Source organism: Rhizobium ruizarguesonis (genome assembly GCF_017357285.1).
Lineage (GTDB): Bacteria > Pseudomonadota > Alphaproteobacteria > Rhizobiales > Rhizobiaceae > Rhizobium > Rhizobium ruizarguesonis.
In genome coordinates this window covers 4,918,560-4,931,956 of sequence record NZ_CP071678.1, presented here as the reverse complement: position 1 = coordinate 4,931,956, position 13,397 = coordinate 4,918,560, and the positions used below count along the sequence as shown (strand labels likewise).

Here is a 13,397-nt window from a genome sequence, read left to right as displayed (position 1 = left end):
ACTTGAGCACCGTCGAAACAACGCAGGAGGCGCGGCCCCGAAAGGGCCGTGCCGTCGCCTTTGCAAAGGCGGCAGGGCGGTTCCTGTTTGCCGCCGTCACCACCTATTTCGGCCTGCTGGCCGTCACCTTTTTCATCGGCCGCGTCGTGCCGATCGATCCCGTGCTCGCCATCCTCGGCGATCGCGCGCCCAACCATGTCGTCGAGCGCGTACGCCAGGAGATGGGCTTCAACCTGCCGCTCTATCAGCAGTTCTTCATCTATATCAAAGGCATCCTGTCCGGCGATTTCGGTAATTCGGTCCTGACGACCAATCCCGTCATGGTCGATATTCGCCGTGCATTTCCGGCGACGGTCGAGCTTGCGACGCTCGGAACGCTGATTGGCGCTTTCGTCGGCGTGCCGCTCGGTGTTCTCGCCGCGGTGCGTCGCGGCAGCATCGTCGACCAGGTGGTGCGCGTCATCGGTCTGATCGGTTATTCGGTGCCGATCTTCTGGCTGGCGCTGATCTCGCTCGTCATCTTCTATGCGCAACTGCGCTGGGTGGCCTTTCCCGGCCGCATCGACATCGTCTTCGAATATACGTTCACGCCGATCACCGGCTTCTATCTGCTGGACAGTGCCTGGCAGGGGCAATGGGATGTCTTCTACGACGTGTTCCGCCATATCATCCTGCCCGCTTCGCTGCTCGGCTACTTCTCGCTTGCCTATATCAGCCGGATGACGCGCAGCTTCATGCTGAACGAGCTTTCCCAGGAATATATCGTCGCCGTGCGCGCCAAGGGGCTTTCGGAAACGCGGGTGATCTGGGGCCATGCGCTGCGCAATGCCGCCGTGCCGCTCGTTACCGTCATTGCGCTTTCCTATGCCGGCCTGCTGGAAGGATCGGTGCTGACCGAGACTGTCTTTTCCTGGCCGGGCATCGGGCTCTACATCACCAATTCGCTGCAGAATGCCGACATGAATGCCGTGCTCGGCGGCACGATTGTCATCGGTACGGTCTTCATCGGCATCAACCTTCTGTCCGATCTTCTCTACCGGACGCTCGACCCGAGGACGCGAAACCGATGACGGTGACCGCCAGCCCATCCCAACCGATGAGCCGCCGCGAATGGCTGCTCTCCGACCGGCCGCAATCGCGCCTGCAGGCCCGCCTCGGCCGCACCTATGTTACCTGGCGGCAGTTCACGGCAAACCGACTTGCCGTCGTTGGTCTGCTGATCATCGTGGCGCTGCTTTTCATCGCCGCCTTTGCCGATGTGCTCGCAACGCATAATCCGGTGATCGGCGATCTGCGCAATGCCCGCCTGCTGCCGCCCGGCACGGGGGAATTCTGGCTCGGTTCGGATGACCAGGGCCGTGATATCTATTCCCGGCTGATCTACGGATCGCGATTGACGCTGCTTGTCGTTGCGCTCGTCGCCGTCATCTCGGCGCCGATCGGGTTGATCGTCGGCACCGTCTCCGGTTATGCCGGAGGCTGGGTGGATGCGACGCTGATGCGCATCACCGATATTTTCCTTGCCTTTCCGAAGCTGGTGCTGGCGCTCGCCTTCGTCGCAGCCCTCGGTCCCGGCATCCAGAATGCGATCATCGCCATCGCCATCACATCCTGGCCGCCCTATGCCCGCATCGCGCGCGCCGAGACGCTGGCGGTGCGGCGTTCCGACTATATTTCGGCGGTGAAGCTGATGGGCGCCTCGCCGCTTCGCATTGTCGTGCGCCATGTCATGCCGCTCTGCATTTCCTCGCTGATCGTGCGCGTGACGCTCGACATGGCGGGCATCATCCTGACGGCGGCCGGTCTCGGTTTCCTCGGTCTCGGCGCGCAGCCGCCGCTACCGGAATGGGGTGCGATGATCGCCTCGGGACGGCGCTTCATCCTCGATCAATGGTGGGTCGCGGCGATGCCCGGCATCGCCATCCTCATCGTCAGCCTCGGCTTCAATCTCCTCGGCGACGGCCTGCGCGACGCGCTCGATCCGAAGGAGAGCGGCCAATGACGACACTTCTGACGGTGGACAAGCTCAAGGTCAGCTACCCCACGCGCACAGGCGTGATCGAGGCCGTACGCGGCGTTTCCTTCACTCTCGGCAAGGAAAGGCTGGGCATCGTCGGCGAATCCGGTTCCGGCAAGTCGCAGACCGGACGGGCGATCATGGGCCTGACGCCGAAACACGGCATCGTCACGGCCGACAGGCTTAATTTCAACGGCATCGATCTGATCAACGCCTCCGCCGGCGAAAGACGCAGGCTGCGCGGCAAGCGTATCGCCATGATCCTGCAGGATCCGAAATATTCGCTCGATCCCGTCATGTCGATCGGACGGCAGATCTGCGAAACGCTGCGGACGCATGAGAAGGTCGGCAAGGCGGAGGCGCGCGAGCGCGCGCTCGCCATGCTGGAAGCGGTGCAGATCCGCGACCCGAAACGCGTCTTCGACCTGCATCCGCACGAGGTTTCGGGCGGCATGGGGCAGCGGGCGATGATCGCCATGATGCTGATTGCCGGGCCTGAGCTGCTGATTGCCGACGAGCCGACCTCGGCGCTCGATGTGACGGTGCAACTCGACGTGCTGAGGATCATGGACAAGCTGGTGTCCGAGCGCGGCATGGGGCTGATCTTCGTCTCCCACGATCTAAGGCTGGTCTCTTCCTTCTGCGACCGCATCGTCGTCATGTATGCCGGAAAGATCGTCGAGGAGCTGGCGGCGGCCGATCTTAAACATGCGCAGCATCCCTATACGCAGGGATTGCTGAATTGCATGCCCGAGATCGGTGCAAACCGCCATCCGCTGCCGGTGCTCGACCGAAAGCCGGAGTGGGCGGCATGAGCGCAGCTCTCCAAGTCGACAATCTCAGCGTCGTCTACGACCATTTTCATGCCCTGAAGGATGTCAGCATCGCCGTCGAACGCGGCGAATCCTTTGGCCTTGTCGGTGAGTCCGGCTCGGGAAAATCGACCTTGCTGCGGGCCGTTGCCGGACTTGCGCCGGTCAGCGGCGGTGCGATCAATATCGACGGTGAGCCACTGAAGGGCTCGAAGCGCAGCAAAGTTTTCTACCGGCGCGTGCAGATGGTCTTCCAGGATCCTTATGGTTCGCTGCATCCGCGCCAGACGATTGACCGGCTTCTGCTCGAACCGCTTGCAATCCACGGCATCGCCGACGGCGAGAAGCGTATCGCCCGAGCGCTTGACGAGGTCGGCCTCGGCAACGGTTTCCGTTTCCGCTACCCGCACCAGCTCTCCGGCGGCCAGCGCCAGCGCGTGGCGATCGCCCGGGCGCTGATCGTGGAGCCGTCGATCCTGCTGCTCGACGAGCCGACATCGGCACTTGACGCCTCGGTGCAGGCCGAGGTGCTGAACCTGCTGGAGCAGATCCGACGCGACCGCAAGCTCACCTTCGTGATGGTGAGCCATGATCTCGGTGTCGTCACCCATATGTGTGAACGGCTGGCCGTGATGCGCAACGGCGCCGTCGTCGAGCGGTTGAGCTCGCAGGAACTGGCGACGGGTGCGGTTCACGAGGACTATACGAGAAATTTGATGATCGCGAGCAAGGGTTTCGTCAAAGCCTGAAGGTCAATCTTTTCAAACCTTTGAAAAGAAAAGATCGGCGGCGGTGTTAAGGATAATGTTTCCCTAAAAGACGACCATTCGACTAGACTATTGACAGCTGCCTTGCTTCTGTCATGATCCCGTTAACGTTTGTTAGCTTTCGTGATCGATGGAGGTTGAAGCATGTTCTTTCTCGGTGGGATGACCATGGGCTACCTCGATCCTCCCGTAAGAACCGATCGCCGGGAACAGATTTCGGTATCCCTTCCCGCGGAAAAGGACCGTCGGCTGATCGAGGCTTCCTCCAACCCGCCTGAGAACGAGAGTGCCGTCGAGCGCTCGTTGATCTGGGCTTGGCGTACGCTCTGCTAAAAGGGCTGGTTGAATTTTCTCTTCCGTACGCTCTGGACGGAAATTTATCTCTACCTACTTGATAGAGAAAATAAGAATATAAGCGCGAGCCGCACAACCGGCCGCACGAGAACAACGGAGGCGACATATGGCAGATCTGGGTATTTCGCATGCTCACGTGAACCAGTATGGTTCCGTACCGACCAAGAAGCCGCTCACCACGCGCCACAGGCTTCAGACGATGCTCCACGGCGCAATCTTCACCGCGGCATTCCTGTTCGTCGTCGCCATGGTTTGCGGCGTCGTCGGATAATCCGGCGGATGATAAGCGTCGGCAGATGCCGGCGCTGCGGTGGTTTCCGCCTCTATTGAATTCCGGACTATTCAATTTGTCTCGGCATTCTCCTGACACTCGAATGTCAAAAGGAGATTGGTCACGAGATGACTTTTGTTATGGTTGATCGACGTTCCGATCCCCATCATCATTCTTCTCTATTTTTCACGCCATCTGAAGCGTCCCACGGCGGCCTTGATCTCGAGCGCAAGTGGCGTGGGCCGCCAGCCGCCCAAACCGCCGCCAGGCGCATGGTCAGGCAATCATGCGTCTTTCGTTTTTCTGAAATCGAACAGCTCTTGCATTGCCGGAACCAGGTGCCGGCATTTTCGTCATTTCCACTGCCCAGACAAGCTCGCTGGGCGGCGGCGCATGCCTTGCGACTTGAATTTTCCCAAGGATGTCCAAATTTTCGACATGGCTTTCGTGGAGAGGGTATCGATGGTCTCGATCACCCGTCGGGCCGCGTCCTGATCAGGGCTTAGCCCGTTTGCATCGCTTGCCAAGTGTCGTTCACCCCGGCTTCATCGATCTTTGAAGAATAGGGCTCCGTTCATGTAGCAGTCATGATAAGCAGTGCAAAAGGCTGAGCAAAACAGCCATAACTTCGTTTGGATCCAGAACCGAACCCATGTCTATTTCAAATCTTTCTCCGAGCCTTTCGCGCGAACCCGAGACGAAGCAGATCGATCATAACGATTCGATCCGCTCGACCTATCTTTCCATCGAGGACATCAAGGCGATGGGCGATGCGGTCGCCCGCAACGGCGTCGACAAGCTGCCGGCTTTCGCCCCCTTCGATTTCTTTGCGCGTCATAAGGAAAACGAGAAGGAAATCCTGCGCGTCTACCGGACCACGGCGACCGATGTCGAGGCCGGCGAGACCATCACGCCGGCGGCAGAATGGCTGCTGGATAATCACTATATCGTCGAAGAGGCGATCCAAGAGGTGCGGCGCGACTTCCCCCGCCGCTTCTATCGCGAATTGCCGACCATGGTCGTCGGCGGCGTCGAAGTGCCGCGCACCCTCGTGCTTGCCTGGCTCTATGTCGCCCATACCCACAGCACGATCTCGCAGGAAAGTCTGACGGCGCTGGTCGATGGCTTCCAGGCCAGCGAGACGCTCAGGATCGGCGAACTCTGGGCGTTGCCCTCCCTCGTGCGCTATGTGCTCGTGGAAAACCTTCGCCGTATTTCAAGCCGTGTCGAAGCCAGCCGCCGCCTGCGCCGCCGCGCCAACGAGGCGGCCGACGAATTGGTGCGCCTGACCGACCCAGCCGGGGCGGCCGCCTATCTGAAGACGCTGGAACCGCTTGCCGAGGACAATACCTTCTCGACGCAGTTCCTCTACCGCCTGCGCGACGGTTCGCAGACGTCGAGCCTGGCGATCACCTGGCTCGACGAGCGGCTGGAGGAGCTCGGCCGCAACACCGAAGAGGCGACGACGGCCGAACACAGCCGGCTGTCTTCCGGCAACGTGACGATGGGCAACATCATCCGCAGCCTTCGCGAGATCGATGATGCCGAATGGTCGGTCTGGGTCGAGCAGGTCAGCCATGTCGACAAGCTCCTCTGGGAGCATTCGGATTACGGCATCCTCGATTCCGGCTCGCGCAACAAATATCGCAAACAGATCGAGAAGCTGGCCAAGCGCTCGCCGCTGTCGGAAATGGAAATCGCCCAGCTGGCGCTCGACATGACCGATGCCGCCAAGGCCTCCGGCGAGCCGCAGCCGCATGAACCGAATGTCGGTGGCTTCCTGTCGGGCGCGCAGCGGCCGAAACTCGAAGCACGGGCGAACTATCGCCCGACAGTCATCCAGCATTTCGTGCGTGCCGTGCGCCGGTTCAACTGGCTGGCGATTGCCGTGCCTGTCATGCTGCTGACGGTCATCGCCATGGCGATCGTCGGCAAATTCATGGCGAATGCCGGCATGGGTGCGATCGAAATCGCCCTGCTGCTGATCATGTTCTCAGTGCCGGCATCGGAGGGGGCGACAGGTCTCTTCAACACCGTGCTGTCCTTCTTCGTGACGCCGGCGCGCCTCGTCGGCTACGAGTTCAAGGAAGGCATTCCGGAGGATGCGCGCACGCTGCTCGTCGTGCCCTGCCTGATCTCGAACCGCGACAGCGTCGACGACCACGTGCGCAATCTCGAGGTTCATTATCTCGCCAATCCGCGCGGCGAGATCTATTTCGCGATGCTCAGCGACTGGCCGGATAGCGAGGCCGAGGAAACGCCCGCCGATCTCGAGGTCCTCGATTATGCCAGGCGCGAGATCGCCAATCTCTCCGCCCGCTATGCCTATGATGGCAAGACGCGTTTCTATCTGTTGCATCGCCGTCGCCTCTATAATCCCTCGGAAGGCGTCTGGATGGGCTGGGAGCGCAAGCGCGGCAAGCTGCACGAGCTGAACATGCTTCTGCGCGGCGACCGCGACACGACCTATCTGCCGGGCGCCAATGCGGTGCCGGCCAATGTGCAATATGTCATGACGCTCGATGCCGATACGCGCCTGATGCGCGATGCCGTCACCAAGCTCGTCGGCAAGCTCTATCATCCGATCAACCGCCCGGTCATCAACCCGAAAACCGGCCGCGTCGAAAGTGGTTATGGCGTACTGCAGCCGCGGGTTACTCCGTCGCTGACGACGGGCAAGGACGCGTCGGTCTTCCAGCGCGTCTTTTCGATCAACCGCGGCCTCGATCCTTATGTCTTCACCGTTTCCGACGTCTATCAGGATCTCGCGGGCGAAGGCACATTCACCGGCAAGGGCCTTTATCAAGTCGATGCCTTCGAAGCGTCTCTGAAGGGCCGGATCGACGAGAACTCCGTGCTCAGCCACGATCTTCTTGAAGGCTCGATGGCGCGTTGCGCGCTCGTCACCGATCTCGAACTGGTGGAGGATTTCCCGATCCGGTACGAGGTGGAAACCTCGCGCCAACATCGCTGGGCGCGCGGCGACTGGCAGCTTCTCCCCTACATGTTCAATCCGAATTACGGCGTCACGGCACTCGGCCGCTGGAAGATGTTCGACAATCTGCGCCGTTCGCTGACGCCGATCGCCTGGTTCTTCGCCTCCGTGCTCGGCTGGTATTTCATGGGTCCGCTCGGCGCGCTTATCTGGCAGATTCTGCTGATCTTCTGCCTCTTCGTTGCGCCGACGCTGTCGCTCATCAACGGCATCATCCCGCGCACCAGCGATATCATCGCCCGCGCCCATCTCTATACGGTCTGGTCCGATATCACGGCCGCCAATGCGCAGGTTGCGTTGCGCATCGTCTTCATCGCCGATTCGGCTTGCATGATGGCGGATGCGATCGGCCGTTCGCTCTATCGCCTCTTCGTCAGCCGCAAGCTGATGCTGCAGTGGCGGACCGCCGCCAGCGTTCAGGCCGGCAGCCAGGGCACGTTGATTTCCTACTACAAGGCGATGTGGCATGCGCCGGCGTTGGCGCTGCTGGCGCTGGGTTTCGCAGCCCTCCCCGGCGACAACGCCTTCCTCGTCGGCATTCCCTTCGCGCTGCTGTGGATGTTCTCGCCGGTGGTGGCCTGGTATGTCAGCCAGTCGGCAGAGACCGAGGATCGGCTCGAGGTTGCCGATTCCGTGTCGAGCGAACTGCGCAAGATCGCCCGGCGCACCTGGCGCTATTTCGAAACCTTCACGACGGCCGAGCAGAATTATCTGCCGCCGGACAATATCCAGGAAACGCCGCATGTGATCGTAGCGGCGCGCACCTCGCCGACCAATATCGGCGTCTATCTGCTTTCCGTCGTTTCCGGCCGGCATTTCGGCTGGTTCTCCTTCGAGGAGACGCTCGAGCGGCTGGAGCAGACGATCGCGACGATCGACAAAATGGAGAAATTCCGCGGCCATCTGTTCAACTGGTATCACACCGATACGCTGCAGACGCTTGGGCCCCGTTATGTCTCGGCCGTCGACAGCGGCAATCTCGCCGGTCATCTGATCGCCATTTCATCGGCCTGTCGCAACTGGGCCGAGGCGCCGTCCGCCCATATGCAGGGCAATCTCGACGGCGTCGGCGACACGGCCGGCATTCTCGGCGAAGTGCTGGCGGACCTGCCCGATGACCGCAAGACCGTGCGCCCGCTGCGCCGGCGCCTGGAGGAGCGCATCGTCGGCTTCCAGAACGCGCTTGCCGCCGTCAAGCGCGAGCATGAATTCGCCTCGATCCGCATCATCAACCTCGCCGTTCTGGCGCGCGACATCGAGAAACTCGCCGCCAATCTCGACCATGAGGTCAAGTCGAAGCAGAGCGAAGAGGTCACCCTCTGGGCGGCATCGCTGGTGAAGGTCTGCGAGGCGCATATATCAGACAGCACCTTCGATCTTTCCAAAGTCGATGCGCTGAGGCCGCGCCTGGTGGCGCTGCGCGACAAGGCGCGCGATCTCGCCTTCTCGATGGATTTCGGCTTCCTGTTCCGGCCGGAGCGGCGCCTGCTGTCGATCGGCTACCGGGTCGAAAGCGGCGAACTCGACCAGGCGTGCTACGACCTTCTCGCCTCGGAATGCCGCCTGACCAGTCTCTTCGGCATCGCCAAGGGCGACCTGCCGACGGAGCACTGGTACCGGCTCGGCCGCCAGGTCGTGCCTGTGGGGTCGCGCGGTGCGCTGGTCTCCTGGTCCGGCTCGATGTTCGAATATCTGATGCCGCCGCTCGTCATGCAGGAACGCGGGGGGGGTATCCTCAACCAGACCAACAATCTGGTCGTCATCGAACAGATGAACTATGCCCGCAAGCTCGGTATTCCCTGGGGCATTTCGGAAGCGGCCTTCAATGCCCGCGACCACAACCTCAATTATCAGTACACGAATTTCGGCGTGCCGACGCTCGGCCTGAAGCGCGGCCTCGGCCACAATGCCGTCATCGCGCCTTACGCATCGTTGCTCGCCAGCCAGTACGACCCGCCGGCCGCGCTCGAAAACCTGCAGAGGCTGCGCAAGGTCGGGGCGCTCGGCAAGTTCGGCTTCCACGACGCCGTCGACTTCACGCCGACGCGCGTGCCGGAAGGCAAGAAATGCGCGGTGGTATACAACTATTATGCCCACCATCACGGCATGTCGATCGCGGCGGTCGCCAACGTCGCCTTCAACGGTCATCTGCGCGAGCTCTTCCACTCCGATCCCGTCATCGAGGCTGCGGAGCTGCTGCTGCAGGAAAAAGCGCCGCGCGACATTCCCGTCATGAGCGGCAAGCATGAATCCGACACGCCGGCCAGCATCCAGGACGATCTCTTGCGGCCGGAGCTCAGGAAGATCAGCGATCCGGCTTCGCGCGACCGCGAGCTCGTGTTCCTGTCCAACGGTCATTATTCGCTGATGCTGACGGCGACGGGTGCTGGTTATTCCCGCTGGAACGGTCTTTCCGTTTCCCGCTGGAAAGCCGATCCGACCGAAGATCGCTGGGGCAGCTTCATCTTCCTGCGCGATACCGCCACCAACGAATGGTGGTCGACGACATCAGAGCCGAAGGGTGTCGAAGGCGAAAAGATCAAGGTCGAATTTGCCGACGAGAAGGCGCAGTTCACCAAGACGGTCGGTGACCTCACTAGCGAGGTGGAATGCATCATCGCGACCGAGCATGATGCCGAGGCCCGCCGCGTCACCCTGCTCAACATGGGCACGGAAGACCGTTTCATCGAGGTCACCTCCTATCTCGAACCGGTGATCACCTCCGACGATACCGACAATGCGCATCCGGCATTCGCCCGCATGTTCGTCAAGACCGAGATCGGCAAGCGCGGCGACGTCATCCGCGCCGAACGCAACAAGCGCGACCCGAACGAGCCGAACATCAGCATCGCACATCTGATCGTCGACAATGCCGGCGACACCCGCCATACCGAATTCGAGACCGACCGGCGCAAGTTCATCGGCCGTGGCCGCAGCCTTGCCGATGCGGCGGCCTTCGATCCGGGCGCTACGCTTTCCGGCAGCGACGGTTTCATGCTCGATGCCGTCATGTCGCTGCGTCGCACCGTCCGCGTGCCGGCTGGCAAGAAAGTCAGCGTGATCTTCTGGACGATCGCGGCGCCGACCCGCGACGAGGTCGACAAGGCGGTCAATCGCTACCGTCATCCCGACGCCTTCACCCACGAGCTCGTTCAGGCCTGGACACGCACGCAGGTGCAGATGCGCCATGTCGGCGTCACCTCGCAGCAGGCGGCGGCCTTCCAGCATCTCGGACGCTATCTCGTCTATCCCGATATGCAACTGCGCAAGGACGAGGCGACCGTCGAGGCCGGCTTGCAGTCGCAATCGGCGCTCTGGCCGCTGGCAATCTCCGGCGACTTCCCGATCTTCACGCTGCGCATCAACGACGACATGGATCTCGACATCGCCCGCGAGGCGCTGCTGGCGCAGGAATATCTGCGCTCGCGCGGCGTCACCGCCGATCTCGTCATCATGAACGAACGCGCTTCTTCCTATGCGCAGGACATGCAGCATGCACTCGACGCCATGTGCGAGAACGTCCGTCGCATGGGTCAGGCAGACGGATTGCGCCAGCATATCTTTGCGGTTCGCAAGGACTTGATGGAGGAGAGCACCTATCGCGCGCTGATCGCGGCTTCGCGTGTCACGCTGCATACCAAGAACGGCAAGGTGGTCGACCAGATCAACCGCGCCGTGGCGCTGTTTGCACCCTCCAAGGAGGAACTGCAGGAGAACGAACGGGCCGAGCGCAACAAGCCCCCCGTCAAGCGTGTTGCACCTGTGCCACCGCCTGTCGTGCCTGCTGTCGTCATCGAGGAGGAAGGCGATCTCGACTTCTGGAACGGCATCGGCGGCTTTGCCCGCGATGGGCGTGAATATGTCGTTCGCCTGCCCGGAGGTCATGCGACGCCGCAGCCCTGGATCAATGTCATCTCCAATGACAGATTCGGCTTCCACGTGTCGGCGGAGGGCGCCGGATTCACCTGGAGCGCCAATTCACGCGACTATCAGCTGACCTCCTGGTCAAACGACACCGTGGTCAACCGTTCGGGCGAGGCGTTCTATCTCGCCGATCTCGACAGCGGTGCCGTCATGACGCCGTTCGCAGCGCTTTCCCCCCGCCCGGACATCCGTTTCGAAGCCCGCCACGGGCTCGGCTATTCCGTCTTCTCCAGCGTTCAGCATGAGATCGCGCTCGAGCTGACGCAGACGATCGACCGCGAAAAGCCGGTGAAACTGCAGCGCCTGCGCCTGCGCAACACCGGTTCGACCGGCCGCAGGCTGCGTCTCTACGGCTATGTCGAATGGATCCTCGGCAGCAATCCGGGACGCACGGTGCCTTTCATCCTGTCGAGCCATGACGAGGAGACGGGGGCGCTGTTTGCGACCAATCCCTACAGCATCGATTTTTCCAACCGCACTGCGTTCTTCGCGGCGAGCGAGACGCTTTCTAGCTTCTCGGCAAGCCGGCGCGAATTCATCGGCAAGGCGGGAACGATCCAGGCGCCGCAGTCCGTCATCTCCGCCGCCGCCCTTTCCGGCGCGACCGAACTCGATGGTGATCCGGCCGCGGCTCTTGCGATCGACATCGAACTTAGCGCCGGCGAGGAGCGCGACTTCACCTTCTTCCTCGGCGATACGCCGACGGAAGAAGAAGCGCGCACTGTCATCGCCGATATTCGCAAGGCTTCGTTCGACGATGCCGTCGAGGCGAACCGCGCCTTCTGGCGGGATTTCACCGGCAGGCTGCAGATATCGACGCCGGATCGCGGGATGAACAATCTCGTCAATACCTGGCTGCCTTATCAGAGTCTCGGCTGCCGCATCATGGCCCGCACTGCCTTCTACCAGGCAAGCGGTGCCTTCGGCTTCCGCGACCAGCTGCAGGACACGCTGGCCTTCGTGCTGCACGAACCCTCGCTTGCCCGCCGGCAGATCCTGAATGCCGCTTCGCGCCAGTTCCGCGAAGGCGACGTGCAACATTGGTGGCTGCCGGGAACGGGTGCGGGCGTGCGCACGCTGATTTCGGACGACGTCGTCTGGCTCGCTTACGCGATCCATCACTATTGCAACGTCACCGGCGACAAAAACGTCCTCGACGAGGAGATCGCCTTCCTGGAAGGGCCGGCACTGCTCGAAGGCCAGCACGACTCGTTCTACAAGCCGGAGATTTCCGAGGACAAGGCGAGCGTCTACGAACACGCGGCCCTGGCGCTCGATCTCGCCATCGCTCGCAAGGGGGCTAACGGCCTGCCGCTGTTTCTTGGCGGCGACTGGAACGATGGCATGAACCGCGTCGGCATCGGCGGGCGCGGCACCAGCGTCTGGCTCGGCTGGTTCCTGGCGGGCGCATTGCGCTCCTTCATTCCCTATGCCGAAGAGCGCGGCGACACGGCCCGTGCAGAGCGCTGGTCGGCGCATCTCACCGAGCTGAAGAAGGCGCTGGAAACTGCGGCCTGGGATGGCGGCTACTATCGCCGCGGCACGTTCGACGACGGTGCGCTGCTCGGCTCCAGGGAAAGCCCCGAATGCCGGATCGATTCGATCGCGCAGTCCTGGAGCGTGCTGTCGGGCGAGGGCGATCCGGCCCGCGCCGTCACGGCGATGGATGCGGTGCTCGATCAGCTGGTCGACGAGGATGCCCGCATCATCCGGCTGTTCACGCCGCCTTTCGTCAATTCCGCCAGGGATCCCGGCTATATCAAGGCCTATCCGCCGGGTGTGCGCGAAAACGGCGGGCAATATACCCATGCCGCGACCTGGGTCGTGATGGCGCTGGCGGAGCTGAAGCGGGGCGACGATGCCTTCCGCTGCTTCCAGATCCTCAACCCGATCACCCATGCGCTCGACAAGGCTTCAGCGGAGCAATACCGCGTCGAACCCTATGTCGTGGCGGCCGACGTCTACGGAAACGAGCCTTATACGTCGCGCGGCGGCTGGACCTGGTATACCGGGTCTGCCGGCTGGCTCTACCGCGCCGCCGTCGAGGGCATCCTCGGTATCCGGCTGAAGGACGGCCGGCTCTATGTGCGCCCGTCGCTCCCGTCGGAATGGGACGGTTTTGCGGCAGAGGTGGAGCAGGGCGACGGCAAATACCGCATTTCGGTCTCAAAAGCGTCCAATGACAGCGGCTACACTCTGTCGATAAACGGCTGCGAAGTCACCGATCCCGAAGAGGGATATCCGCTCGGATAACAGC

At 62.0% G+C, this 13,397-nt stretch carries 8 protein-coding genes; all 8 read left to right on the top strand.

Annotated elements, in window-relative coordinates; translation table 11 throughout:
- Positions 1-2: 2 nt before the first annotated feature.
- The 8 genes from J3P73_RS24020 (at position 3) to J3P73_RS23985 (ending at position 13,393) form a co-directional block, all read left to right on the top strand.
- Positions 3-1,070, top strand: coding sequence for an ABC transporter permease (locus J3P73_RS24020; protein ID WP_018071954.1), 1,068 nt, complete (start codon positions 3-5; stop codon positions 1,068-1,070).
- On the top strand, positions 1,067-2,002 hold the full coding sequence (locus J3P73_RS24015) for an ABC transporter permease (RefSeq protein ID WP_026230976.1): 936 nt from the start codon (positions 1,067-1,069) through the stop codon (positions 2,000-2,002). The genes J3P73_RS24020 and J3P73_RS24015 overlap by 4 nt, the downstream gene beginning before the upstream one ends.
- A complete protein-coding gene (locus J3P73_RS24010; protein ID WP_130692994.1) occupies positions 1,999-2,832 on the top strand; it encodes an ABC transporter ATP-binding protein in 834 nt (277 codons plus the stop codon). The genes J3P73_RS24015 and J3P73_RS24010 overlap by 4 nt, the downstream gene beginning before the upstream one ends.
- Complete coding sequence (locus J3P73_RS24005; RefSeq protein ID WP_026170895.1) at positions 2,829-3,578, top strand: ABC transporter ATP-binding protein; 750 nt, start codon at positions 2,829-2,831, stop codon at positions 3,576-3,578. The genes J3P73_RS24010 and J3P73_RS24005 overlap by 4 nt, the downstream gene beginning before the upstream one ends.
- A 162-nt stretch (positions 3,579-3,740) precedes the next feature.
- Positions 3,741-3,929, top strand: a complete 189-nt coding sequence (locus tag J3P73_RS24000) for a hypothetical protein (RefSeq protein WP_018071958.1) — start codon at positions 3,741-3,743, stop codon at positions 3,927-3,929.
- 127 nt (positions 3,930-4,056) lie between these two features.
- Entirely contained in the window at positions 4,057-4,221 is a 165-nt protein-coding gene (locus J3P73_RS23995; protein WP_003543858.1) for a hypothetical protein, read from the top strand.
- 128 nt (positions 4,222-4,349) lie between these two features.
- Entirely contained in the window at positions 4,350-4,727 is a 378-nt protein-coding gene (locus J3P73_RS23990) for a hypothetical protein (RefSeq protein WP_163884889.1), read from the top strand.
- 146 nt (positions 4,728-4,873) lie between these two features.
- Positions 4,874-13,393, top strand: a complete 8,520-nt coding sequence (locus tag J3P73_RS23985; RefSeq protein WP_130692993.1) for a glycoside hydrolase family 94 protein — start codon at positions 4,874-4,876, stop codon at positions 13,391-13,393.
- The last annotated feature ends 4 nt before the right edge of the window (positions 13,394-13,397 follow it).

Bases quoted from the DNA above. Each gene is read 5' to 3' on its own strand.
- J3P73_RS24015 (WP_026230976.1), top strand. From the start codon at position 1,067: ATGACGGTGACCGCCAGCCCATCCCAACCGATGAGCCGCCGCGAATGG.
- J3P73_RS24010 (WP_130692994.1), top strand. From the start codon at position 1,999: ATGACGACACTTCTGACGGTGGACAAGCTCAAGGTCAGCTACCCCACG.
- J3P73_RS24005 (WP_026170895.1), top strand. From the start codon at position 2,829: ATGAGCGCAGCTCTCCAAGTCGACAATCTCAGCGTCGTCTACGACCAT.
- J3P73_RS24000 (WP_018071958.1), top strand. From the start codon at position 3,741: ATGTTCTTTCTCGGTGGGATGACCATGGGCTACCTCGATCCTCCCGTA.
- J3P73_RS23995 (WP_003543858.1), top strand. From the start codon at position 4,057: ATGGCAGATCTGGGTATTTCGCATGCTCACGTGAACCAGTATGGTTCC.
- J3P73_RS23990 (WP_163884889.1), top strand. From the start codon at position 4,350: ATGACTTTTGTTATGGTTGATCGACGTTCCGATCCCCATCATCATTCT.
- J3P73_RS23985 (WP_130692993.1), top strand. From the start codon at position 4,874: ATGTCTATTTCAAATCTTTCTCCGAGCCTTTCGCGCGAACCCGAGACG.